Annotated in this window: 24 protein-coding genes; 11 read left to right on the top strand and 13 right to left on the bottom strand. The window is 55.2% G+C overall.

Translation table 11 applies throughout. The features are described from left to right. Positions 1 to 28 precede the first annotated feature (28 nt). Entirely contained in the window at positions 29 to 1792 is a 1764-nt protein-coding gene (locus AC2IR1_RS07310) for a ThiF family adenylyltransferase (RefSeq protein WP_486475623.1), read from the top strand. Further along, positions 1789 to 2259, top strand: a complete 471-nt coding sequence (locus tag AC2IR1_RS07315) for a Mov34/MPN/PAD-1 family protein (RefSeq protein WP_486475624.1) — start codon at positions 1789 to 1791, stop codon at positions 2257 to 2259. Before AC2IR1_RS07310 ends, AC2IR1_RS07315 begins: the two co-directional genes overlap by 4 nt. A 75-nt stretch (positions 2260 to 2334) precedes the next feature. Here AC2IR1_RS07315 and AC2IR1_RS07320 read toward each other — a convergent pair whose 3' ends face one another. Both AC2IR1_RS07320 and AC2IR1_RS07325 read right to left on the bottom strand, forming a co-directional pair. After that, positions 2335 to 2544: a hypothetical protein gene (locus tag AC2IR1_RS07320; protein WP_486475625.1), complete on the bottom strand. Its 210-nt coding sequence runs from the start codon at positions 2542 to 2544 to the stop codon at positions 2335 to 2337. A 65-nt stretch (positions 2545 to 2609) separates the two neighbouring features. After that, the gene (locus AC2IR1_RS07325; protein WP_486475626.1) at positions 2610 to 2828 is read right to left on the bottom strand and encodes a helix-turn-helix domain-containing protein; all 219 of its coding nucleotides are present in this window, start codon (positions 2826 to 2828) and stop codon (positions 2610 to 2612) included. A gap of 199 nt (positions 2829 to 3027) precedes the next feature. On the opposite strand from AC2IR1_RS07325, the gene AC2IR1_RS07330 reads away from it, so the two are divergent. Together AC2IR1_RS07330 and AC2IR1_RS07335 are read left to right on the top strand one after the other, a co-directional pair. Then, positions 3028 to 3534, top strand: coding sequence for a GIY-YIG nuclease family protein (locus AC2IR1_RS07330; protein ID WP_486475627.1), 507 nt, complete (start codon positions 3028 to 3030; stop codon positions 3532 to 3534). 616 nt (positions 3535 to 4150) lie between these two features. Then, a complete protein-coding gene (locus AC2IR1_RS07335) occupies positions 4151 to 4381 on the top strand; it encodes a hypothetical protein (protein ID WP_486475628.1) in 231 nt (76 codons plus the stop codon). 318 nt (positions 4382 to 4699) lie between these two features. Here AC2IR1_RS07335 and AC2IR1_RS07340 read toward each other — a convergent pair whose 3' ends face one another. The 5 genes from AC2IR1_RS07340 to AC2IR1_RS07360 form a co-directional block, all read right to left on the bottom strand. Then, complete coding sequence (locus tag AC2IR1_RS07340; RefSeq protein ID WP_486475629.1) at positions 4700 to 4996, bottom strand: hypothetical protein; 297 nt, start codon at positions 4994 to 4996, stop codon at positions 4700 to 4702. Positions 4997 to 5128: 132 nt separating this feature from the next. Continuing rightward, positions 5129 to 6901, bottom strand: coding sequence for a bifunctional DNA primase/polymerase (locus AC2IR1_RS07345; protein WP_486475630.1), 1773 nt, complete (start codon positions 6899 to 6901; stop codon positions 5129 to 5131). A 23-nt stretch (positions 6902 to 6924) separates the two neighbouring features. After that, positions 6925 to 7149, bottom strand: coding sequence for a helix-turn-helix transcriptional regulator (locus AC2IR1_RS07350; protein ID WP_486475631.1), 225 nt, complete (start codon positions 7147 to 7149; stop codon positions 6925 to 6927). After that, the gene (locus AC2IR1_RS07355) at positions 7146 to 7970 is read right to left on the bottom strand and encodes a hypothetical protein (RefSeq protein ID WP_486475632.1); all 825 of its coding nucleotides are present in this window, start codon (positions 7968 to 7970) and stop codon (positions 7146 to 7148) included. The genes AC2IR1_RS07350 and AC2IR1_RS07355 overlap by 4 nt, the downstream gene beginning before the upstream one ends. Continuing rightward, positions 7885 to 9102 carry a tyrosine-type recombinase/integrase gene (locus AC2IR1_RS07360; protein ID WP_486475633.1) on the bottom strand — a complete coding sequence of 406 codons (1218 nt, stop codon included), beginning with the start codon at positions 9100 to 9102 and terminating at the stop codon, positions 7885 to 7887. The genes AC2IR1_RS07355 and AC2IR1_RS07360 overlap by 86 nt, the downstream gene beginning before the upstream one ends. A 276-nt stretch (positions 9103 to 9378) precedes the next feature. Between AC2IR1_RS07360 and AC2IR1_RS07365 the strand changes: the two genes are divergently transcribed. From AC2IR1_RS07365 to AC2IR1_RS07390, 6 genes are all read left to right on the top strand, one after another. After that, on the top strand, positions 9379 to 10383 hold the full coding sequence (locus AC2IR1_RS07365) for an HNH endonuclease signature motif containing protein (protein ID WP_486475634.1): 1005 nt from the start codon (positions 9379 to 9381) through the stop codon (positions 10381 to 10383). A 12-nt stretch (positions 10384 to 10395) separates the two neighbouring features. Continuing rightward, entirely contained in the window at positions 10396 to 11046 is a 651-nt protein-coding gene (locus AC2IR1_RS07370; RefSeq protein ID WP_486475635.1) for a hypothetical protein, read from the top strand. Then, complete coding sequence (locus tag AC2IR1_RS07375) at positions 11046 to 11660, top strand: hypothetical protein (RefSeq protein WP_486475636.1); 615 nt, start codon at positions 11046 to 11048, stop codon at positions 11658 to 11660. The genes AC2IR1_RS07370 and AC2IR1_RS07375 overlap by 1 nt, the downstream gene beginning before the upstream one ends. Continuing rightward, a complete protein-coding gene (locus AC2IR1_RS07380; protein WP_486475637.1) occupies positions 11660 to 12532 on the top strand; it encodes a hypothetical protein in 873 nt (290 codons plus the stop codon). Before AC2IR1_RS07375 ends, AC2IR1_RS07380 begins: the two co-directional genes overlap by 1 nt. Before the next feature lie 574 nt (positions 12533 to 13106). Next, complete coding sequence (locus AC2IR1_RS07385; RefSeq protein WP_486476379.1) at positions 13107 to 16088, top strand: TrlF family AAA-like ATPase; 2982 nt, start codon at positions 13107 to 13109, stop codon at positions 16086 to 16088. Beyond that, a complete protein-coding gene (locus AC2IR1_RS07390; RefSeq protein WP_486475638.1) occupies positions 16085 to 16801 on the top strand; it encodes a hypothetical protein in 717 nt (238 codons plus the stop codon). The genes AC2IR1_RS07385 and AC2IR1_RS07390 overlap by 4 nt, the downstream gene beginning before the upstream one ends. Here the strand turns inward: AC2IR1_RS07390 and AC2IR1_RS07395 are convergent. Further along, the gene (locus tag AC2IR1_RS07395; RefSeq protein WP_486475639.1) at positions 16798 to 17019 is read right to left on the bottom strand and encodes a hypothetical protein; all 222 of its coding nucleotides are present in this window, start codon (positions 17017 to 17019) and stop codon (positions 16798 to 16800) included. The two genes, AC2IR1_RS07390 and AC2IR1_RS07395, sit on opposite strands and share 4 nt — an antisense overlap. Before the next feature lie 293 nt (positions 17020 to 17312). Here AC2IR1_RS07395 and AC2IR1_RS07400 point away from each other — a divergent pair, with 293 nt between their 5' ends. Continuing rightward, a complete protein-coding gene (locus tag AC2IR1_RS07400) occupies positions 17313 to 17543 on the top strand; it encodes a hypothetical protein (RefSeq protein ID WP_486475640.1) in 231 nt (76 codons plus the stop codon). A 408-nt stretch (positions 17544 to 17951) separates the two neighbouring features. Here AC2IR1_RS07400 and AC2IR1_RS07405 read toward each other — a convergent pair whose 3' ends face one another. From AC2IR1_RS07405 to AC2IR1_RS07425, 5 genes are all read right to left on the bottom strand, one after another. Next, positions 17952 to 18935 (bottom strand): AAA family ATPase, encoded by a 984-nt coding sequence (locus AC2IR1_RS07405; RefSeq protein ID WP_486475641.1) that lies wholly within the window; start codon positions 18933 to 18935, stop codon positions 17952 to 17954. Continuing rightward, the gene (locus AC2IR1_RS07410) at positions 18932 to 19822 is read right to left on the bottom strand and encodes a DNA-primase RepB domain-containing protein (RefSeq protein ID WP_486475642.1); all 891 of its coding nucleotides are present in this window, start codon (positions 19820 to 19822) and stop codon (positions 18932 to 18934) included. Before AC2IR1_RS07410 ends, AC2IR1_RS07405 begins: the two co-directional genes overlap by 4 nt. 393 nt (positions 19823 to 20215) lie before the next feature. Further along, positions 20216 to 20449 (bottom strand): helix-turn-helix transcriptional regulator, encoded by a 234-nt coding sequence (locus tag AC2IR1_RS07415; protein WP_486475643.1) that lies wholly within the window; start codon positions 20447 to 20449, stop codon positions 20216 to 20218. A gap of 110 nt (positions 20450 to 20559) precedes the next feature. After that, positions 20560 to 21147, bottom strand: a complete 588-nt coding sequence (locus AC2IR1_RS07420; protein WP_486475644.1) for a hypothetical protein — start codon at positions 21145 to 21147, stop codon at positions 20560 to 20562. Between the two features lie 4 nt (positions 21148 to 21151). Beyond that, a complete protein-coding gene (locus tag AC2IR1_RS07425) occupies positions 21152 to 22312 on the bottom strand; it encodes a tyrosine-type recombinase/integrase (RefSeq protein ID WP_486475645.1) in 1161 nt (386 codons plus the stop codon). Position 22313: the final 1 nt, after the last annotated feature.

Consider the following 22313-nt stretch of genomic DNA (forward strand, 5'->3'; position numbering starts at 1 on the left):
GACTGGGCCGTCTGAACCTACCGATCTCATGATAGCTGAGTTATCCCGCTGGGTGCTCGCTCAATGTCCGAATGCGCGAGACCTCACGCAGGGCGAATTGTCTCGATACGAGGCCAAGGACCCAATCCACGGATGGGTTGTCCCGTTTCAACATCAAGCTGACCGCTTTGATCTGCAAGTGGTGCTCTTGCAGGATTTCCCGTGGACGAAGCCGCGCGTGTACTGCACCGAAAAATTTCGGTTTATGCAGTATCCGCACATCGAAAAAGACGGTGCATTTTGCCTTTACCCACCGGGGACAGAGCACAATCCTCTGAACCCCAAAGGGTTAATATGGGACGCTATCAAAGAAGCCACTCGATTGATCGTCGCTTCATACGACGACGCGTTTATCCGTGATTTCGCGGACGAGTTCGATTCTTATTGGAGCAAAACTGATGGGGGCAAAAACATTGTCAGCCTCCTGTCGCCCGGCGGTCCCTCTCGTCGGGTGTCCCTGTGGTGCAGTACAGGTGACTACTATCTGGCAGATGACCACACGGCTTTGGAGAGTTGGCTTCGCAACCGTTTTCCGGGGAACAAGAAGGACTACAAATTCAACACCGCGACACACATCGCCCTCAATAGGCCCATTCTGCCTTTGGAATACCCGAGGTCGGGTGCGGCGGTTCTACGCTTTTTGCGGGAGTTGGCACCCGAATCCGTAGAAATGCTGGAAGATGCGGCTGTAACCGCTGATGACAAGTTCACCGTTTCCTTCGAGGGGCGCACGGATGATGGACCGGTGTTTTTCGCCGTCGAAGTTATGCCCCCCGTCAAACAAGGTATGAAAGCCGGGCGACGCCCAGACATGGTGCAGAAGGGCTTTCGGCCTGGAAAGGTACCGACCCATATCCGAATGCAGCGGCTTTTCGGGGGGAACAAGGTTGAGCGCCACGAGACTATGCGCGCGGACCCATCGTGGATTCACGGGCGCGACACCGCTACAGTCGCCCCTTTGTTTGACAAGCGTGTTCTGATGATCGGCGCGGGATCATTGGGAAGCGAGGTTGCTCTGCTTCTGGCCAAGACGGGTGTTGGCACGATCTCATTGGTCGACCCGGAACTTCTGGACTATCCCAATGTTGGGCGCCATACGCTCGGGGTCACGCAAGTCAGGACGTTCAAAGCGAAGTCACTGGCAGAAAAATTGGCTGCTGACTTCCCGCATATGCGCTCGATCAAGTACTTTTCCGAGGGCTGGCAATCGCTCTACGGCAAACGTCCTGAGGTGTTTCACAACACCGATTTGATCGTGTCCACGGTTGGCAGTTGGGTGGCTGAAGGCAGGCTTAACCAAGTGGCTAGGAACGAAGCGGATTTCCCCCCTGTGATCTATGGGTGGGCGGAACCCTTTTCTGTTGCAGGACACGCCGTATTGATCGGCTCCAATGGCCCATGTTTTGCTTGCGGTATGGACCATTTCGGGAGGGCACAACGAACTGTGTGTGAGTGGGACACCGAGACGACGCGAAAACAGCCCCACTGTGGGGCCAGTTTTCAACCATATGGGCCAGTATCGTTGTCAGGCGTAGCGGCCTTAGTGGCGAAGACCTCAACGAAAGCACTGCTTGGTGAGGTGCACCCCGGGACAGAGGCCGTTTACTGGGCTTCGAAGGAAGAAATTGCCGAGCAAGGAGGGCGCTTCACCCCGGACTTCCTAAATTGCTTTTCTAACGTTCCTGAGTTCGGCGGAACGAGGAGATTTGAGTGGAGGCAAAAGGGAGACTGTGCTTTTTGCGGAGAAGCATGAGTATTCGCTACCCCGTTGGAGAAAGTGGGCAATTTCTGACCCTAGAACAGGATGTTCTCGATCACCTTGCTAAATGGCGACAGTTGGACCCGAAAATGCCTGAAGCTGGTGGGCAGCTATTCGGCGCGGTCGAAGGTCAATGCATCCAAGTCAAGCTGGCAACCGGTCCGAGGCGGTCCGACCGACGAGGGCGCTTCTTCTTTGTCGCAGACCGTTTTGCGGAACGCCGGGAGATCAGCGCATTGCACAAATCTGGGCTGCACTATTTCGGAGATTGGCACACTCACCCGCAACCAATTCCCACCCCTTCTGGAACTGACATTTCATCAATGGCCGACCTATTCGCTCGCTCAAAGCATGAGTTGAATGCATTCTTGATGGTGATTGTCGGCACAGCCGGGTTTCCAGATGGTCTGCATGTGTCACTTCATGAAGCCAATGCATGGTCGAAATTGCCGAGTGAATGAACTGGTGAAGGAATAGAAAAAACGGAGCGAACTACCCGCTCCGTTCATTTTCCTGATGGCCGTTCAGCGAAGTCATCAGTCCTTTTTCGGCTGTAAGGCGCGGCGCGCCTCCTTCTCGGCTGCGGACCCCTTCACCCATTGCCACGGCGTGCGCGGCTTCCTCGCCTTTGCAAGTTCGGGGTTCGCCTTGGCATCTCTGGCGGCGGCGCGCAGGCGTTCGCGGGCCTCGCGCGGGTCGATTTTGAGTTCGTCGCAGATGGCCTTGAGCGTCACGATGTCGGTCATTTCGATCTCCTAAGTTGCTGATGCAGATCGATAAGACGCAAGGTTGGAGCGTGTCAGGGATAACCCTAATTCGGCTTGAAGATTTCCGAGACGTCCACGCCGAGGGCGTTGGCGATGCGCTCGACCACCAAGATCGACGGGTTGCGTTTCCCGGTTTCGACGCCGCTCAGGTAGGTCTGGTGAATGTCAGCGCGATGGGCGACCTCTTCTTGCGAAAGGTCCTTCTCTCTCCTGATCCTTTGGATGTTTCTGGAAACGCGCGATTGAATTGACATGCGCGGCATGGCGCATGGCGGTCACGCTGTCGACCATAGACTATGAGTCATAATCGACTTAGGCTTGCGGAAGGCCCAAAGTCACTGGCGGCATTCAGGAATGCAGAAAGAGGCAGGGGGACATGCGCCCTCTAGGTTGACTCATAGTCTATCAGATGAGGCGAGGTCCGTTCTGTCGCCCGAAGCCCTCCTGCTGCCTGATCATGTATTGGAGTTCATAGACCGGCACGCGGTCACGCACGGCGTCTATGGGTGGTGGTTCGACAACCGCTTGCCTTTGGTGCCGAGGGGCGGATGCAACGAGCGTGACGGGAAACATCTGCTCTACATTGGCATTGCACCCCCGAAAGACCGGCCAGTGCGCCGAGCTGGGCCGACGCCCGTGAAAAGCCGCCTCTGGCGCAACCACCTACGCGGAACGGTGCGCACCTCAACCTTGCGCCTGTCGCTCGCAGCCCTTCTCGAACAGGAACTTGATCTGGCGTTCTGGCGCGACAAGCGAAATCGCGTGCGCATGGATCGCCACCACGAGGACAAACTGACAGACTGGATTGCCGAGCACGCGGCAATCTCGGTCGTGCAGCATGACGAACCGTGGTCTCTTGAGGAAACGCTGGTCAGGAACGGGCCGCCCTTGCCCCTGAACCTGAGCATGTCCGGGCATCCGTTCAGATCGACGCTGAGCGACCTGCGCCGCGCATTGGGGCGAAACTGACCGCGCCCGCAACTAACCCCGAGGATCGAGAGCGAAACGCGCGCGCGGCGGCGTTGTATTGAGCCAGGAGTGCCGGGGCGTGCCTCGGTCATGGTGATCCCGCCGCGAACCGGGCTGGCGCGCTGTGCACTGCGCTGAGGCGTGCTTGATCCGCGCGTCTTGTCGCGGGGCTGGATGCGCCAGCTTGGCCACCAGAACCACAGTGGCGGCCCCTAGGACGTGATGCACGCGAAGAGACCGCCCTAACTCCCCGAAAACACGACCACCAATTCAGCGCCCGACACAGGGCCTCTGGCGCACGCTTGCCGCCTGCGCGAGGTGACCACAGTCGAGCGCTGGATGGTAGCATGCCCGTAGAGCGGCGGAGCGGGCCACTGAGCGCCGACTCGACATTTTCCGCCGCCATTCCACCCAAAACCGCCAAGCGCCGCTCCTGCGCTCGCTCTGAGGCGCTGCGAGGGCAACACATATGATCTGTCCCGGATAATGCGATGGCGCGGTGCATCGGGGTGGTTGCCCCTGTTGTCTCCTTCGTCGGCGCGGGAATTACCCTGACGGGGGATGGTCCCCGATCTTATTGCTCTGGCATCGAAATCAACCAGTGAGGAAATCGGCAATGGCGGTACGGGCGAAGTGGAGTTTCAACGGCGAGACCAAGGTTATAATCGGAACCGGGCACCGGCTTTGGTGCTTCATCTTTGGCCCGTTGTACTATTTATCCAAAGGCATGTGGCTGTGGGCACTGCTGTCCTTGCTGACGGCCAACGGACTCTGGCTCGGGTTCCCGCTCTATAATCGGTCCATCGTGCTGCGCCACTTTCACCGAAAAGGCTGGGTTCAAGAATGACCGCTCGTGCCTCCGCCCAACCAGTTTGCCACCCGAGTGGAACCCGGCGCACGATACCGAAACCAAACGCGATTGCGGACTGTATGAAAAGACTCGGCAATTTGGGTCCGGCTCGCATCCGACAGACTGATAGATAGTCAACGGGTCGGCCTGTGGCGTTCCGCGCAGTGCCCAATCCGGCGCTGACGCAGGGTGGCCACAGGGGGATGGGGGGGAGGCGTTTTTTTAACGCCGCGTACCCTGCGGGCAGACGAGGGGTCATATCGACTACCGAGATTTCCAGCCCTGAGCCGCTGCCCCTGCCCACCGCACCTTGGCTTAGTGAATTTTCGAGCGGGGGATCACGTTCATGGGTATTTTGCCCTTTTTTCGCAATTTCTCAAATCGCTCGATGTGACTTAAGATCGTCAGGGCGTGTTTGAACGAAAGCTCCTTCCGAGAATACGTCTCGAAGCCGTGGATAGAGGCGTAAAATCCGGTGATCTCCAGCAGGGCCTCGACAACATCGGTGTTGGTGAGATTCACCTCGTCGGTGCCTTCCGTCTTACCTTCGTTCAGGATTGCCGTCTGGATCGCGGTTTTCAGGCGGTTCTGCATTTCTTGATGGTTGGGCATTTCGATCTTCCTTTTTGTTTGTGATTGCCTGAGCCGACAAGGCCCGTGGGCGCGGTTTTCGGCGCGGATGAACACTTGCTCAAAAATCCCACACGTGTGCGACTTCTGAGCAAGTGATGCTGGCGGCATGGTTCAGGGCAGCGCCCAGACGGAGGATTTGCCCTCCTTCGACTTCACCACGCCGAGTGCTTCGCCCGCGCGCCGGAGGGTCGGGAGTGATACCCCTTCTTCCTTCGCCCAGCCGTCCAGAACCTTCTTCTTGACCGGCCCTTTGCGGAGTACGCTTTCCAGCCACGCGGTTGCCGTGTCGCGTTGCCGTGGCGGTCGGCCCCGTTCGGCCTCGGGCGGCGCGAGCAGTTCGCCCACCGTCAACTCAGGCTCGCAGGCGTGCCATTTCACGCGGGGGTGTGAGCGCGGCCCGGTACTCTGCATCTCGAACACGATTGTCGGCCCGGGTTCGGCATAGTTCGACTTGGCGTGGGCCACCGCGCGCAGACGCGGGTCATCTGGATGCGGCGCGAGGATCAGGCCTGAGCGAACCCGCGCTGATATCGAAATCGACCCGATACCTTGGTGCATCGCATGGTCTGCCCGCGCCTTGCGAAGGTGCCGCACGATCAGGATGGCCGTGTCGAACTCGCGCGCCAACTGGTCGATCTGCACCATGAAATGCATGGTCTCGGTTGCCTTGTTCCCGTCCGCACCTTCCTTCATGAACGCGATGATCGGATCGATCACGACAAGGGCGGGCGTGTTTGCTGACAGTTCTTGCCGGAGCAACGCCAAACCACGCTCGTCCAAGGAAAATGGCTCCTGTTGAAAGCGGACTTTTGAAACATCCGCCCCAGCCTGTATGAGGCGGGGTTTCAGCACCCGCGACGGATCGTCCTCCGCAGACATGAAAAGGACTGAACCTTTTTCTATGTTATCCACGAACGGCGGGGGCTTCCCTGTCGTCACGGCGGCCGCGATGGCGCAAGTGAAGGTGGATTTCCCTTGCCCCATGTTCCCGTCGAGGACAGTCAAGGCACCTTTCACTACATAGGGATACATCGAGAATTGCGGCGTGGATTCCTCGACGTCTCCGAGCCAGCCGAAAGCCTCTTCATGCCCAGCCTCGTATTTGCCGACGCTGGAAGCGATACGCTCGACCTCATCGGTATCGAGCGGCGGGCTACACGCCGCTGCGTTGATTGCCTGCAACGCGCCTGCGATTGCCGTTTCGGCCAACCCGCGAAACCTGAGCGATCCCGCAATCTTGGTCAGTTCATTGTTGCGGCTTCCAGCTCTGAAGGCACCAACCGTGTCGAAGCTCGCTGTGCGGGTCTTCTCACGCTTCAGCTTGCGCACGAAGTCGGCAGGCAGCGCCGCCACGTGGTCCTCTCCGCGCTGCACGCGATACCGGCGACCGCATTTGTGCATGCTGGGCGGACCGACGAGATATCCACTGGCATTGTCCTTGATATCTATGCCAGCAAGCGGCGCTTTCCTCTTGGGTAGAGCTTCCGAGGCGCGGAAATAGTAGTGTGTTCCGCGACCTGTGCGGACCGACAGAGTGGGCGGGAGGTTCAGCTTCTTGAAGGTTTCGGCCCCCTCCGGGCCGTCAACATCGAGCACAACCAGCCCCGGCGGAAGGATCACGCCGAAGTTGGCATTGGGGTACTTCTTGAACGCGCGACGGATTTTTACCGCGCTGGTCGTGGCGCTATGCTGCCCCTTCGGAAACAAGTCCGCGATTGGGTGCTTGCCCGGACTCTTGCAATCGGCCTTGCCACACGTGCATTGGCCGTAATCATCAATGCCATGTAGGGCGACGATTTTGCCGCCATTCCGCGCCCAAGCGCGCGCGGCTTTGGCAACCGAGGACGACAACATGTCACCCTCGAAGCGAAATGCTTTTCGCATCTCAGTTCTCCTTGTCTGGGTGATCAGTAATCGGCGTAGTGCGTGCGAGCGCGTTCTTCGGCGCGTTCAGCGAGCCAGTCCTCGATCTCGGACATGAACCACGTGACCGTTGTACCGCCGATTTTCGCCCTTCGGGGAAAGCGCCCGCGGGCTTCCCAGCGAAGCAAAGTCGTATTGCTTACGCGGATGCCAAAGCGCTTGAGGTCGTCGCGCGTTACAAGCAACGGTCTGTCTGTTTCATCCTTCATGGAATTTCCCTTTCGTCGGTTAGACAAAGGAGCCGGCTCCATGTTTGGACAACATATGACAGATTGAAACGCAGTGATATCAAAGGCGTAGCTAAAGCTGCGCTTAGGTTGCGCAGGTTTATCTCTTGCCTCGCAGTTTCGCGACTTCGTCCAAGGCGTTTTCCCGAAAACTTGAAACCGTTGCCGAAGACCTCTTGCGCGCAGTCGTTCAGGAATTCCTGATACTCACTGCTCGGGCCCGGAGTGCGATCATAGCCGCCTCGTGAATGACGAGCGTTTGGGAAGTGACGTTCAAACACGCCTGCAAGTGCGTTCCCGAAATCGATTTTGAACTCCTGAGAAACCGACGAACCTTTCCGTTTTCGATCATCCAAGACCTCGACAAGATCGCGGGTTCGGTTCCTTAGTTTGGTAAGTTCTTCGATCAGTGTGTGCCGGTTCGGCGGGGGCGATGGCAACTCGTCAGGCCATTCAGAAAGAGCGGTCAGGTTCTCATCGGAAAGCACTTCCATCAACTGCTCGGCAGGACGCAAGACCGAACCCGTGATCGTTCGTTTTCTGGCGTGAGGCGTCTGTGACTCTGGCCCACCTTGAACGCCGAGAGGACTGGACATAGCCGCGACCCAAAAGACTTTAGCGATGGTTCGAAGATCATCAGCTAGGCGTATTCGGTCGGTTTCATCGTTCGCCCCACCAATGCGGCAAAGCCGGTCAATTGCTTTTTGCGGGAAGAATTCAGGCGCTTGTGGGAGTGGACGATCCAGCCACCCCAACTCGCGGTACTTGAGATAATACGGCTGATCTGGTGAATTTTTCGACATGACTATTCCAAAGCTCAAGCGCCACGCGCTTTTCGTCGGCATATGAATAGACATTGTAGATAGCGGCCACGCCTGAGACCACACCCGTCTTGTGGTTGAGCAGCGCTTCGGTGACGGGCTGTGGGACGCCCAGCATCGCCATATTGGTGGACATTGTTCGGCGAAGGTCGTGGATGATCCACGGCTCCGTGCCTTCGGGCAATGCCTTATCGAGCCGATCTTTCAGGCGACCGAACCCCGAAATGGGAGTTTTCCCGGTGGTTGTGAACACGTAGTCCGAATTGAAGAACCTCGGCGTCTTGCGCAACACTTCAACCATAGCGTCTGTGAGCGGAACAGTGTGCTGCTTGCCGTTCTTGGCGCGCTGCGAAGGCAGCGTCCAAAGGCGTTTTTCGAGGTCGATTTCCGGCCAACGCATTTCAGCGACCTCGGCGCGTCTCTGGCCGCTGAGCATAAGGAACTTCATACAATCCCCGAAAGGATAGCCTTCGTCGCCAAAGACCTCCCACAGCGCGCCCAGCTCGTCGTCGGTCAGCACGCGCTCGCGCGACCGCTCTTTCGAAAGCGGTTTCATCCCGGCGATGGGGGAGGCGTCGATCATGCCGCGCTCGACGCACCAGCTCATCAGGTGCTTGAGGTGAGCCAGCGCACGGTTCGCGCTGACCGGCGCGGATTTGTGGATCACGTCGCAGGCTTTTACGACATCAGCCCGCTTGATCTCGTCGATCCGTTTGCCGTGTAGGGAGGTGAACTTGGCCAGCAGGGCTTCCTTGCGCTTCCAGTCCCTGTTGTGAACCTTGGCATGTTTCTCGATGTAATCGGGGATCACGTCGCCAAGCGTCGGTTTCGTTTCGAACTCTATGCCGGTGCGATCCTCGAAGCGTCCTGTCTCGATTTCGTAGAGAACCTGTCGCACCCGCTCTCGCGCATCGGCCAGTGACATGATGGGAAACCGTCCGATGGTCAATCGCCGCATTTTGCCGTTGATACGCTTGTGTAGGCAGTACGTCTTGGTCCCCGAGGCGCTGATGCGCAGGACAAGACCCGGCATCAACTCGTCCCGAAAATCGAGGCGTTTGGACGGGTCAGGCTTTTGCCCTTCGATGAACTTGGTGGTGAGTTTGCGTTTCATAAGCCCATGATAAGATGGGCGGACAAGCCGCGTCAGGGACAATCCTAGACGCGTTGAGGCGAGATGGCTCGCTCTGAATTGGCGGTCCGGTGAGCTTGGTGCTCTTCGAGGGCTTCAATCGTTGGTTGACGTCGTGTCTATGCGCAAGACATTCTTTGGCTGCATTTCAGAGCATAAGGCAGCGCCAGACGCCGTGTTTCATGTCTTCCAACAACAACCGGCACCAGAGCGATTAGTCGTGAGAAAGCCGAAGCAACTTTTGCGCTGGAGAGTGTGATGTCATCTTGGGACCAAACAAATTTGCCAGTGGGCGATCAAGATCACTTGCTTGACGGCTACGATAACGAAATTGATGTTGAATATCGAGGTGAGCGTTATCTCGTTCGCGATAACGGTGCGGTTTACCGCTTCAATGAATATCGAAAGCGCGCCCGTCCCCTAGACAAAACGTGGACCTTCGGGCGCCAAAACCAGACAACCGGATATCAATACCTTGCAGGTGTCCCTGTTCACCGGATTGTTTGTTCTGCATTCCACGGAGAACCACCCACAGATCAGCACGTCGTGGATCACATTGATACCAACCGAGCGAACAACCGACCGGAGAATTTGCGGTGGCTAACGAGGCTGGAAAACGCTTTGCTGAATGAGATCACGGCGCGACGCATCGAACTGGTCTACGGTTCCATCGAAGCCTTCCTAGCCGATCCGTCGAAACTTCAAAGTGACGCAACTTACCCAGATGTGTCGTGGATGCGAACCGTATCGAAGGACGAGGCCGCCAAGACGAAGTCACGCTTCCAAGCGTGGGCAGAAAGCGGTTCGGTTCCCAGTGGTGGCGCAATTGGTGAATGGTTGTACGGCACCGCTGAACGCGCGGATTTCGAACCCGACCCTGAAGAGTACGAGTCCCTCACCCCCTCGGTCATCCAAGTTCGCTGGCGGGTGCCAACGGAGTTTCCCGAATGCCCGACGGAAGTGACTGACGATGCGCTGGAGCGCTATGCAGAGAGCCTTGTGTTCGGAAAGGTGTTCGCACGAAATGACATCTACCAGAGCTTGGTAGTTCAACGATCTCTTGTTGAAGATGCATTGATCGTCCTGACCCACAACCCCGGCCCCAACGCAATCAAGGATTGGGCGGTAGCACAGATTTTCGTTCGTGGCGAGTTCTTATACCATCGCAGTGAACATCAGTATTTTTCTTTGCAGGGTGCGCTAAAGACCTTTTGTGAACTGACCGGGGACAGCTATGAGGACTGTATGGATGACTACTGTTGATTGGACGCGGGGGTGAAGATTTTGGACATTCGGATTTCCTTTTCAAGCCCTGAGAGTGGGTTTCACTGGTCTGATTTGCTGCCGTACACACCCCATCTTTTGTGGGCACTTTTCTTTGCCTCTGTGTTTTTCATCGTCGGGCCAAGAACCATTAGATATGCCTTTGCCCGCGCGACAAAGTTAGGGTTCGCTGGGGTTGAGTTGGAGTTGTCAGGGGAGGTGCAGGAGGCTGCAGAAGCAAGAGATATCACATTGCCGCCAGGCTTGCGGAATCAATTGGACAGAAGAATGAGAACGATTGGGCCGCTGCTAAGGTCGTCACGAATTTTGTGGATCGATGACAACCCCTCAAACAACATCCCCGAAATCGGCATTTTGCGAAAACTCGGCGTTCTGATGGATCTTGCAAAAACAAATGAAGAAGCGCGAAAGAAAATGGAAGGCGCAATCTACGACATCGTAATCAGCGACATGGGACGCGGGAACGACGGAGAGGCTGGGGAAAAGCTGCTTCCCGAGTTACTGTCCTCCATCTCAAGTCCTTTTGTCATTTATTATGTCGGTGCACACCGCGATACGCCTTGCGGCGCATTCGGGCTAACTACACGCCCAGATGAACTGCTCAATTTGATACTCGATGCGACGGAAAGGCGTAGGGGCTGATGTATATCCAGAAGTGCGTAAAAGGGATTGCCGGTGACCCTTCTGGCCTGACTGGCCTCACACAATCTGAGGCGCAGGAAATCATAAGTCAGGACAATGGCATCATGTCGAGTTGGTGGAGAAGGGAGCGCCAAATAACTCCGCACATGGTTGCGAATGTGTTGACAGCGCACAATCTTGACCGACATTTGCACGACTACGGGAATTTCGGTGACGAAACCCCGTTTATCTCTTTGGCCAGTGGTGCAGTTGAAAGAAACACCATCCTTCAACAGAATTTTGCTTACTCTGCCATCGATACTGCCTTGCAGTTTGCCACAGACGACTGGACGAGGCCGGGGGCATTGTTCTTTTGCTGGGTGGCTACGAGCCACTACCCCGCGGTTGAGGTCAGCAATGTCGCGGAGGCGGTACGAGACATAAATATTTACCAAAGATGGTCGCCGTACCAGCTAGAAGGCGAATTAACAGCCAAGGTTCACATACCGTCTAATCAAATCGAGCGGGTTGAATGGTGGGAGCCTAGTCATGGCCATTGGCGACCGCAGCACACGTGGTCGAATCCAAAGTATGTTGAGCCTGATGTCCTAAGCAACATTAGGGAGATTTTCTAATGCATGACGAAGGTTTTTGGATCGAACCCGAGAGGCTTAGCAATCGGCTAAAGTTTCTCAAAGGTCGCGCTGAGGTCCATAACGAGTTCAGGCGGCATGGTTATGAACATCAAGCGATTGCAGCGACTGCATACCGTGATGCTGCATCGATTGCGCTACTGCTAGAAGACTCCAACGAAGCCCGTGACCTTCTCCGAAAAGCTGGGAACGGTTTTCTTGAACTTGGGATTATTCATGGCGCTGTGCTACTCGCATTGTCAGGAGGACCAAAAGCCGTTTCTTCTGTAGAGGATCACAGCGACCTCATTGATGGCGTCAGAAGTCAAAAACGTTTGGAAGATGAGGGGGAACGCTTTGCGCGCCCCCTGGAAAACTCGGCACGAACGACGACTAGTCAATTGTTCGCATTGTATCAAGTTGAGTGTTTGCGAGATGGATTGTCATCAAAAGATAGCAGCGAGGTTCCGTTTAGGCAGGCGCTGGAGCGTCGTGCGGGCTTCCAAGTTGGTGTGACAGGTCTTTCCATTGATAGCTACATGCGAATGGGAGAGGAGCTTATTAACCCGTTCAAAAGTATGTCAGGACTTGACCGCCCCTTCATTTTGCGAAGCGTTGAAACGATTGCAAATACTCGTTTTGAGGCAATCCAATCCGCAATGAAAGACAGCTATCATTGGCAGCGCATACTGCGTCCCTCTGCTCTGTTGGATTTTGACACGCTAGTATTGGGCTCTTTGGCGCTGTCTAGCGGCTTTGGTCTTGGCCCGTACGACAGGTTGTTGAGCGACGACGTCCCGTATCTTGGCGCTCCAATACGTGCAGCAAAGCTCCTTCAACAAGGACCTGAGCAAGAGCCGCTTAGTACCTACTAATCGCCGCGCTTGGGTATCACTGGGGTAGCAGAAGCGGTGAGCTTGAATGCTACGGCGTGAAACAGGTAGAGACGATCTGCCATGCAAAAAAGGTCAAGGTTTTCAATCGACTAAGTTACAGATTGAGCGCTCTTGAGACAGGCCGCACGGATCAACAGACCAATTGAAAATCCTCGTGTCGGTGGTTCGATTTCGCCCCCGGGCACCATTTAAATCTATGAAAACAAACAATTATTCATGCGCGTTTCCGCTTGGTCATTCGTGCTCTCATCCTCTTGGGGGCCGAATGGGTGCCGTTTGTAGACAATTGGTCCAACCGTAGTCAGTTGTGAGCAACTCTCGTCTGAAAGGGCTAGCGAGCCTAAGCTTGCTTTGCCACGTCAAAGAACTCACCTTTAAGTGGCATTTGATAGTGAAACGCGTCCAACTTGCCTCTAGTATCAAAGAGACAGAGCCTTAGTGACTTGCTGAAAACGCAACTTATTTCAGCGAATTTCAGGCGAAGACTCTTGTTTTGGCGGCCACGGCAGTTGGTGCATTGCGAAGTAACTTGAACAAAATAGGATTCCAAACAGTGTTAAATAGGGGTTCTGAGTGGCGCAGGTGGGAGCCACATATTCATGCTCCCGGAACGATCATGAACGATCAGTTTAAGGGGCCAAATGCGTGGGAGGATTATCTCACTGCGTTGGAAAACGCGTCACCGAAAATCAAGGCATTGGGTGTCACTGATTACTACCTGACCCATACCTACGAGAAAGTGCGAGAAGCAAAGCAAAGCGGACGGCTGAGCGAAATAGAATTGATCTTTCTGAATGTTGAGCTGCGCATTGGAATTGGTACAACCAAGGGTGGGTGGGTGAACATGCACCTCATGGTGAGTCCTGAAGACTCTGACCATCTTGAGAAAGCGAAGGCGTTTATTCGAAACCTTCGGTTTCGTGCCCATGACGAAAGCTTCAACTGTACCAAGGTAGATCTAATCCGTTTAGGACGTTTAACAGACCCCTCCAAAACCACTGACGAGCTGGCTCTGGAGCATGGTGCAACACAGTTCAAAGTCGGGTTCGACCAGCTTCGAGATGAGTTTGACAAGTCAAAATGGGCTCAAGAAAACATTCTTGTGGCAGTCGCCGGAAGCAAAGACGACGGGACCTCTGGCGTAAAGGAAGCTGCGGATGCGACCCTACGGCAAGAGATTGAGAAATTCGCTGACGTCATTTTTGCGAGTAGTGTTGCACAACGTGAGTTTTGGCTGGGCCTTCGGGCCGCTTCCACCGAGGAACTCATGTCAAGCTATGGGGGGCTGAAGCCGTGCATGCATGGAAGCGACAGCCACGAAACGAGGACTGTAGGGAAACCAGACGGAAACCGTTTTTCTTGGATCAAAGGAGGGCTAGAGTTCGATGCCCTGCGGCAGGCCTGCATTGATCCGGCTGGGCGCGCATTTGTTGGTGAAACACCCCCACGCTCTGGAACACCGTCTCAGCTCATCGACGAAATTGAACTTGTAAACGCACCATGGACGAAGACGCCTCGTATTGCCTTCAATCATGGGCTTGTTGCCGTAATCGGCGCTCGAGGTTCTGGCAAAACTGCGCTGGCTGATATTGTCGCCTCAGTTTGCGATACTACGCCACAAACCTCTGAGGGCGGCTACAGTTCCAAGCCAAGCCCGTCCTTCCTGAGCCGCGCAAACGATCTATTGGGGGACGCCAACGTGAAGGCGATATGGCGTGCGGGCGAGCCGACAACACGATACCTTGATGGCCGTGATCATCCAGACGTAGTTAATCCGCGCGCGCGTTATCTTTCTCAGCAGTTTGTAGAGGACTTGTGCTCGGCGGATACGATGACCGACGGCCTCCTGCGCGAAATCGAACGCGTGATTTACGAGGCCCACACCCTGACGGATAGGGAGGGCGCGCTTGATTTTCGAGAACTGCTTGAGCTGAAGTCGGCTCGGTTTCGTCACGCCAGAGAGCGCGAAGAAGAAACAATCGTTTCGTTGTCGGATCGGATTAGTACCGAGTACGAACAAGTTCGCATGGTGTCCAAATTAACTGCAGATATTGCGGCCAAAAACAAACTCATTGAGCAACTGAACGAAGATCGTGGCAAGCTGGTCGTCAAGGGTTCTGAAGCCCGAATGGCACGTTTAAATGCACTTTCAACGGCCGCCGAAACAGTTCGCGGTTACCTTCGCCATTTCAATCAGCAAAAGTCAGCGTTAGAGGGGCTTTCTGATGATGTGAAGGACCTAAGAACAGCGAAGGCCCCGGAACTTTTGCGAGCAACTCAGGAGCGACGAAAGGCTAGTCAGATAAAAGATAGTGATTGGGATGCGTTTCGGATTGACTACACAGGTGATGTCGACGCCCAACTCGTCAAACTTCTTGAGAACTGCGAAAAATCTATAAGCTCTTGGAAGGGTGTCACCCCGCCAGCGCCCACGACTTCGGAGACCTCTCTAATCCCAGAAGGTGCTGAGCTCAGCAAGCAACCTTTAGCGCTCCTGCAAGCCGAAATCTCGCGGCTTGAAAAGTTGGTTGCTGCCGATGAAGTGACTAAAAAGCAATTCTCCGCCCTCACATCGAAGATTTCAGCAGAAACTACATCTCTTACCATCTTGAAAGAAAAACTTGAGGCCGCAAAAGGAGCCCGTGCACGTATCACAGAGTTGCAGGCCGAAAGAGATGAAGCCTATGCTCGAGTATTTAGCGCGGTCACCTCTGAACAGGCCGTTCTGACAGAACTCTATAAGCCCTTGCTTGATAGACTGTCCGGTTCAACCGGAAGCCTCAAAAAAATGTCGTTTACAGTATCCCGTTCGGTCGACGTCGACAGATGGGCGGCCTTCGCAGAAAAGTACCTTATCGATCTACGCAGGGATACCCCATTCAAAGGCGCCGGCACGTTCCTGTCGAAAGTCAACAATGACCTCAAAGCCACTTGGGAAACTGGAGATGCAGATGCCGTAGGTAAGGCCATGGCAGCTTTTCGAGCCGAGCACATGTCTGCTTTGCTCGATCATGCCAACGTTACGAAATCGGATGAGAACGAGTACCGCGAGTGGCTCAAGCGTTTTGCCAAGTGGTTGTATTCGACAGATCATATCAGTCTTCAATACGGCATCGATTTTGATGGCGTTGATATTCGTAAGTTGTCGCCCGGTACGCGCGGGATTGTGCTTCTACTGCTTTACTTGGCGCTGGATGATGCTGACACACGCCCTCTGATTATCGATCAGCCAGAAGAAAACTTGGACCCAAAGTCGGTCAACGATGAGTTGGTCGACTTGTTCATCGCGGCAAAAGCAAAGCGACAAGTGATAATGGTCACCCACAACGCAAATCTGGTGATCAATACAGACGCCGACCAAGTCATCATCGCAAACGCTGAAAACCACACAAGAGGGGAATTGCCTGAAATAACCTACTTGTCTGGTGGTCTAGAAAACGCACAAATCCGAAAATCGGTTTGCGACATTCTTGAAGGGGGTGAAGTCGCGTTTAAAGAACGCGCGCGTCGGCTTCGAGTGAGGTTGAAAAGATGACGCGCTTTAGATGGACGAATTGCTATGCCGATGTTCAGACATCTATGCACGACAAGACAATAAGGGCGTACTTTAATGATGTGATTGCGCCTTCAATTGACACCTTAGAACAACGTGTCGGTGAGTTGAAAGAGAGCGACGATCCATTAGACGTGTTCATACAGTCGGATGCCCTAGATGTTTTGCAAGAAGCAAAATTGGCATTTGCATTGTCTATTCAGTCGATTTGGGAGCGCCAACTGAGAGCGTATTTAGCCGGTTGTGCCAAGGAGCTTCGACCCGATGAGAACCTTAAAAACAAAGTAGAGAAGGCAAATTGGGACGCATTACAAAGGATCTTTCGGGACCTTCGTGGCCTTGGACTGGATAGTTTCCCAAGTTTCGCCTTGCTAGACAATCTTCAACACCTCGGAAATGCATGCCGACACGGCGACGGAAAATCGGCCATCCGACTACATCAGCTTAGCCCCAATTTGTGGAAGCCCGTCCCATCAACGCCAGACGGTTTCGGGGTTGCAAGTAGTGAACCACCCTCGGTCAGTCTTTTGGATATTTCCTTAGAACACTTGCGCCAGTTCACTGAAGCCGTCGCGCAGTTTTGGGATGACACGACCTACATTTATAATGAGAGCATCGAACGCAAACACCCAAGCTTGGAGGCGAGGTTAGTTCTCGAACGGAAGACGAGGCATTGGATTCCTGTTGGCGTCTAACTTTTCTTAGTTGATTTCGCGCTGGACATTACGCCTCGTGCTTCTTTCTCAGCCGTCGATCCCTTGACCCATTGCCAAGGTGTGCGTGGCTTCCTTGCCTTCGCCAGTTCAGGGTTGGCTTTGGCGTCGCTGACGGCAGCGCGCAGGTGTTCGCGAGCTTCGCGCGGGTCAATCTTCAGTTCTTCGCACAGGGCTTTCAGTGTGATGATGTCGGACATGTCGATCTCCTAGGTTTCTGATGCAGATCGATAAGACGAGGTCAGCAGGCATGTCAGGGACAACCCCAACCAAGCCCCGGCATGTGCAGCGATAGGCGCGCGTGGCCGCGTTGTATTGAGCCAGCAGGACGTGTTGCCGGCATTTGCGACTATCCCGGCCCGACGCTGGGCCGAGGCTGGCGCTGGCGCCTGTGCGCCGCGCAGGCAGGTACCTCACCGGGAAATACCCTGACGACTGCTGCTGTCCGATCTTATTGCTCTGTTGCGACTGCAATCAGCGAAAGGAGATCGCAATGGTCATTCGAGCAACTTGGAGCTTCAACGGGCAGGAGAAAGTCATCCTCGGCAACCTGCACAGGCTTTGGTGCCTGCCGTTCGGCCCTTTCTACTATGCCTTCAAAGGCATGTGGTGGTGGGCAATCCTTTCCTTCTTCACCTTGAACGGCCTGTGGATCGGCAACCCGTTGTTCAACCGCGCCATTGTGCTGCGCCATTACCATCGCAAGGGCTGGGTTCAAAACTGATGCGCCGGACACTCCAGCCAATGAGTAAACCCACCCACACGGCACCCAAATCATCGATTGAAGATTGTCGCCAATACGGGCCAATTAAAAAGACTCAGATATTTGGCTCAGCCACACGTCCAACAGCCTGATCAATAGTCCGCGTGTCGGTCTCGGGTGCATCTGGTCAAGTCGACGACAACAGGTGACCACAGGGGGATAGGGGGAAGCGTTTTTTTATCAGCGCGCGCCCTGTGGACGGACAAGCGGTCATATCGACTGCCGAGAATTTCGGCCCCAAGCCGTTTCCAAGAACGTCAAGATCGCCAAGGGCGTCATGCATGATCGTGGCGATCTTGGGGGCGAAGTGCGCCAAAATCATCGATGGTGATGTTGGCGTTCTTGGCGCACTTCACATCCTACCTGTGGTCATTCTTCGTCTGGCAAGGATAGGAACCAGCCTTTCCCCTTCTTCTTCGATCTGACGCCTAGAGCGCGCCTTGCGCGTTCCAAGGTCTTGGGGGCGATGTCGCGTGCCGCAGCCTCCTTCTCCACCTTGGTTGACGGTTCCGGCCCGTTCTTGAGAAACACGCGCAGAAACTGGGTCGCTTCGTCCAGCGCCGACATTCGCGTAGCGCCTTCGGAAGAGATCAAGTCGTCAATCGTGATGTCTGACGGCCCCAGCCAATTGAGGGATGCCCTGCCGCCATCTTCTCCGACGATTTCATAACTCTGCGTTTGGCCGCGAACGGCAATGTTGTGCTTGATGTGCACAATCAGCTTGGTCGAACTGTCGTTGGGGTGTTCGCACACCAGAAACGCCGATCTCGCCGCGCCGATCACATCCATGGAACCACCCCCCTGATATATGGCCTTGCTGTGCTTGGCCTTCGTCAGGTGCCGAATGATCACCACGGCCGTTTCACCAGCCTCGGCAATGTCTTTTAGAAAAGACAAAAGCTGCCGGATCACATTGGGTTTGTAGATATCCTGCCCCGCCGGAATGTAGGCGAATAAGGGGTCAAGTATCAGTAGGTCCGGTGGCTTGCGCTTCACCTCGCGCATGAGGGCATTCAGCCCCTTCTCATCGAGCGACAGGAAATCACCCTGCACGCGAATTCGCGACGGGTCGCCCCCCATCGCATCGATGCGCGGCCTGATCGTGTAAGCTGCATCATCCTCCGCGCTCAGGTAGAGGACGCGACCACGCCCGATCTTTTGTCCCTCGGGCAATTCACCACCGATACTGACCTGAACCGCGAGTTGCATGGCGAGGAAGGATTTGCCCACGCCGGGGTCGCCCTCCATGATAGTGATCATGCTGAAAGGGATGAAAGGCTCCCAGAGCCAGTCCACTTCCTTTGGATCGATGGTGTCCAGATCGACGAAAAGTTCCTTCTTCTTGGAGGTCATCGGGCATTCTCCACCTTCGAGATGATCGTGTAGATCTCGCGCTCTAGGCGCTTCTCGTTGTCGCCGTGCTTCTCACGAAAATATGGACTGGTCCAAATGACGCTGGCGATTTCGTCCAACGATGCACCGGCCTCGAAGAGGCCAGCCACCATCGCGAAAACTCGACCAGACCGATCAGAAGCACGAACTGAGTTGTGCCTGATCAACGAACTTGCCGACGCATCCAGTTTTCGGCGGTATCGTCTCCAAACATCCATTCTGTCATGGGCATACGGGTTTAGCGCGCGCTCCTCGACTTCGGCTCTTTTCTTGATTTTCTGACCACGAAGAAGTTTTGGCCGCGCATCTATCGGCGTGAGGTCGCATTTCAAAAGCGGAATGAATGGCTTGGCATATTTGGACTTGTGGTTGAAAGAACCGGGCAACCTAAGAAGTTTGTTGGCCGCACTGCCGCCGCTGTCTCCCCCGTGCCGCTTCGTGAGGGCCATCGAAAACGCTGCGGCCTCATCGGGTGTGTGGGGGTTATCCCAGAACCATAGAGCCTGCGTGTGCCCCGGCGATGTCTGCCAAACGACTGAGGGCGCAGGCCTGAATGAAAAGGGATCAGCAGCATCAACGTCACACCACCCCCACCAACACGTTTGAGACACGCTGCTGAGTAGCCGGCTTTCCTCGGTGAAGGTGTTGGGGCTGAAAAACTGATCCCACTTATGGCGGTCGTATTTTCGCAAGATGCCGACAACGCTCATGTCATCGGCAAGTTGGACGAACTCTTGAACCATTCTGGACGACCCCTTCTTGCGAAAGCAAAGGCAGCCAAATGTCTCAGTGTGATCCTGCACCTGTGGTCCCCAGATCGCGAACAGGAACTCATCCTGCTCCTTCATGGTCAGGCGGTCCGGCCACCCGTCTTGCCAAAGCGTGGGAGTCACATAGTCATCTATTCGAGTTGTCATATTCTTCTCTTTCGTTGCGCGCAGCTCTATGGGGCGCGCAAAATGCGCGTGAGTTCCGGCTGCGTTGTGTTAGGGGGTGGAGGGGCGACTACCGCCCCACCGTCGCTGGTGTCAGCTTCTGCAAATGAGGATGGGAGGATGCACGCCCGTAGCGAGCAGATACCACCTGTCGACTGCGTCAGCGTCCCATGTTGACGGGCCGATCCGAGGGGGGAATATGCCTTTAGCCTCAAGGCGCTTCAGGTGCTCTGGGCTATTCTTGATGCCCAAAACTCTCAGGCAACGTGGGCAATACGTTCGCGTGTAGGTAGGTTCCATCTGGTCTTACCTCGCATCCGCATAAGTCCACGAGGCGCGTTCAGCCTTGCGAGCTTCAATCCAAGACAAAACCTCTTCGCGATCCCAGCACACGCAAGCACCCGAAAGGCGAATGCGCACAGGAAAACGGCCAGCTTGTTCAAGTCGGATCAGTGTGGAATTCGAATGCCAAATTCCTAGTTCTTTCAGATCATCTCTCGACAAGAGGATCTTGTTGGTGCTTGTGGCGGACTCTGCCATTGGTGGCTCCTTCTCGATTAGGGGAAGGAGAATGCGCATTCTCTAGGTGACGTCTGAGAATGACATAGCAGCGGCGCAGGTCCCGAAATAGATGGCGAAAACCAGTTAGGTCATCGGTTTATTTTGGGGCGTCCCGAGCGGAAAATATCGTGCTTCCCGGTCTGCCTGACGGCTGCAAGGCGCGCGCGCTTTATGCCAGCGCCTGAGACGTTCTGAAACTTTTCTCTGGCCACCTTTTCGGTTTCGTTGACACTCAGCCGCGCTTGTTCAGTCTTGGAAATCAAATCGATGAACCACTCCTGGCATTTTTTCTCTGCGGCAGATGTGAATCTTGGCTGAGTGTCATTCAGATCAAGCAAGCAGCTTTGGAGTTGTTTAGCGTGGACTCTGCATAGCACAGGCTCGTTGACGCCAGCATGGAACATGGTGTCTTCATGGAGACGGATCGAAAAGTATTCGTGATCGACCTCGACGGGCTGAAGCTCGCCAGACACCTCGTGGTCAGACGTGTGCCAATGCGCGGCGACATCGCCAGACCTGAGAATGTTGCGTAAGCGTGTGAGCACGACCTTGTGATTTGTGGCATCCTTCTCAAAAACGCTTTCGTGCCAAGCGTCTCCCAGCGAAGCCTTTCCCACGATTTCAAAAGCTTCACGGAGGCCGACGAATGGGCTCTTGTCGAAATCGTTTACTGGCAAGTCTTCACCCTCTCAAAATTTCGTCGATGTGCGCTGCCCACTGTACCAGCGCCGCGCGCTTCTCGTTGAAATACGTGTAGCGATTGTAGGTTGCGCCGACACCTGAGACGACTCCCGATTTGTGGTTAGTCACGGCGTCGATCACATGAGGCATCACGCCAAGCTTTGCCATGCCTGTCGAGGCTGTTCGCCGGAAGTCGTGAAAGCGCCAGTCGGGCGTCCCGTCAGGCAGGGTCGTATCGACGCGTTCTTTCAGTCGGCCAAAGCCTGAAATTGCCGAGCGCCCGGTCGTCGTGAACACGAAGTCGCTGTCGAGGAAGCTGTTCAGCGAACGCAGGATGTGCACGGCCTGATCTGGCAACGGCACGATATGCAGGCGAGCGTTTTTTACACGTTTGGCAGGGAGTTCCCAAATGCCCTCATCAAGGTTGAGTTCTGACCATCGCATCCCAGCGACCTCGCTCCTGCGCTGACCAGATATCAACAGGAGTTTGAGGAAGGGGCCAAACGGGTAGTCCTCGGCATTGCTGTGCCGCCATATCGCACGAATTTCGTCATCGCTCAGCACACGATCACGAGGGATTTCGCGCGTAGGTGGCCTGAGGAGAGCCACAGGCGATGTTTCGATGTCGCCACGCATGACACACCAGTTCATGAGCTTCTTGATCGCTGAGAGCGCCCGATTTGCCCGTGTCGGCGTACCGTTAGCGATGATGCCGTCCAGCACCTTGCTAACATCCTGCCGTTTGATCTGGTCGATAGGCCGATCCTTCAATCCATCGAACTTGTGCAGAACGCTTTCCGTGCGCTTCCAGTCCTTGGTATTGGGCTTGGCGTGAAGCTCGATGAACTTGGGGATCATTTCGCCTAGCGTTTCAGCCGACGCCTCGGAAACCGCAGACGGTTTCTCGAACTCGCCCAACTCGACATCACGGGCGATTTCCATCGCCTTGCGTCTGGCGTCGGCGAGGGAGACCACAGGGTAAGGGCCGATTTTGATGCGCCTGCGCGAACCATTCGGGCGGACCAACGTGTAGAACACCTTGGCACCTGTGGTCGACACACGCACATGCAGGCCGTCTTCTTTCTGGTCGCGCACCTCGTACCGTTTGATGGTCGCGGGGGGCATCGCGTCGAGCGATTTGGTTGTCAGCATCTGTTTCATG

This window comes from Pseudooceanicola sp. NS-SX8, from assembly GCF_057380755.1.

Bases quoted from the DNA above. Each gene is read 5' to 3' on its own strand.
- AC2IR1_RS07310 (WP_486475623.1), top strand. From the start codon at position 29: ATGATAGCTGAGTTATCCCGCTGGGTGCTCGCTCAATGTCCGAATGCG.
- AC2IR1_RS07315 (WP_486475624.1), top strand. From the start codon at position 1,789: ATGAGTATTCGCTACCCCGTTGGAGAAAGTGGGCAATTTCTGACCCTA.
- AC2IR1_RS07320 (WP_486475625.1), bottom strand. From the start codon at position 2,544: ATGACCGACATCGTGACGCTCAAGGCCATCTGCGACGAACTCAAAATC.
- AC2IR1_RS07325 (WP_486475626.1), bottom strand. From the start codon at position 2,828: ATGCCGCGCATGTCAATTCAATCGCGCGTTTCCAGAAACATCCAAAGG.
- AC2IR1_RS07335 (WP_486475628.1), top strand. From the start codon at position 4,151: ATGGCGGTACGGGCGAAGTGGAGTTTCAACGGCGAGACCAAGGTTATA.
- AC2IR1_RS07340 (WP_486475629.1), bottom strand. From the start codon at position 4,996: ATGCCCAACCATCAAGAAATGCAGAACCGCCTGAAAACCGCGATCCAG.
- AC2IR1_RS07345 (WP_486475630.1), bottom strand. From the start codon at position 6,901: ATGCGAAAAGCATTTCGCTTCGAGGGTGACATGTTGTCGTCCTCGGTT.
- AC2IR1_RS07350 (WP_486475631.1), bottom strand. From the start codon at position 7,149: ATGAAGGATGAAACAGACAGACCGTTGCTTGTAACGCGCGACGACCTC.
- AC2IR1_RS07355 (WP_486475632.1), bottom strand. From the start codon at position 7,970: ATGTCGAAAAATTCACCAGATCAGCCGTATTATCTCAAGTACCGCGAG.
- AC2IR1_RS07360 (WP_486475633.1), bottom strand. From the start codon at position 9,102: ATGAAACGCAAACTCACCACCAAGTTCATCGAAGGGCAAAAGCCTGAC.
- AC2IR1_RS07365 (WP_486475634.1), top strand. From the start codon at position 9,379: ATGTCATCTTGGGACCAAACAAATTTGCCAGTGGGCGATCAAGATCAC.
- AC2IR1_RS07375 (WP_486475636.1), top strand. From the start codon at position 11,046: ATGTATATCCAGAAGTGCGTAAAAGGGATTGCCGGTGACCCTTCTGGC.
- AC2IR1_RS07380 (WP_486475637.1), top strand. From the start codon at position 11,660: ATGCATGACGAAGGTTTTTGGATCGAACCCGAGAGGCTTAGCAATCGG.
- AC2IR1_RS07390 (WP_486475638.1), top strand. From the start codon at position 16,085: ATGACGCGCTTTAGATGGACGAATTGCTATGCCGATGTTCAGACATCT.
- AC2IR1_RS07395 (WP_486475639.1), bottom strand. From the start codon at position 17,019: ATGTCCGACATCATCACACTGAAAGCCCTGTGCGAAGAACTGAAGATT.
- AC2IR1_RS07400 (WP_486475640.1), top strand. From the start codon at position 17,313: ATGGTCATTCGAGCAACTTGGAGCTTCAACGGGCAGGAGAAAGTCATC.
- AC2IR1_RS07405 (WP_486475641.1), bottom strand. From the start codon at position 18,935: ATGACCTCCAAGAAGAAGGAACTTTTCGTCGATCTGGACACCATCGAT.
- AC2IR1_RS07410 (WP_486475642.1), bottom strand. From the start codon at position 19,822: ATGAAGGAGCAGGATGAGTTCCTGTTCGCGATCTGGGGACCACAGGTG.
- AC2IR1_RS07415 (WP_486475643.1), bottom strand. From the start codon at position 20,449: ATGGCAGAGTCCGCCACAAGCACCAACAAGATCCTCTTGTCGAGAGAT.
- AC2IR1_RS07425 (WP_486475645.1), bottom strand. From the start codon at position 22,312: ATGAAACAGATGCTGACAACCAAATCGCTCGACGCGATGCCCCCCGCG.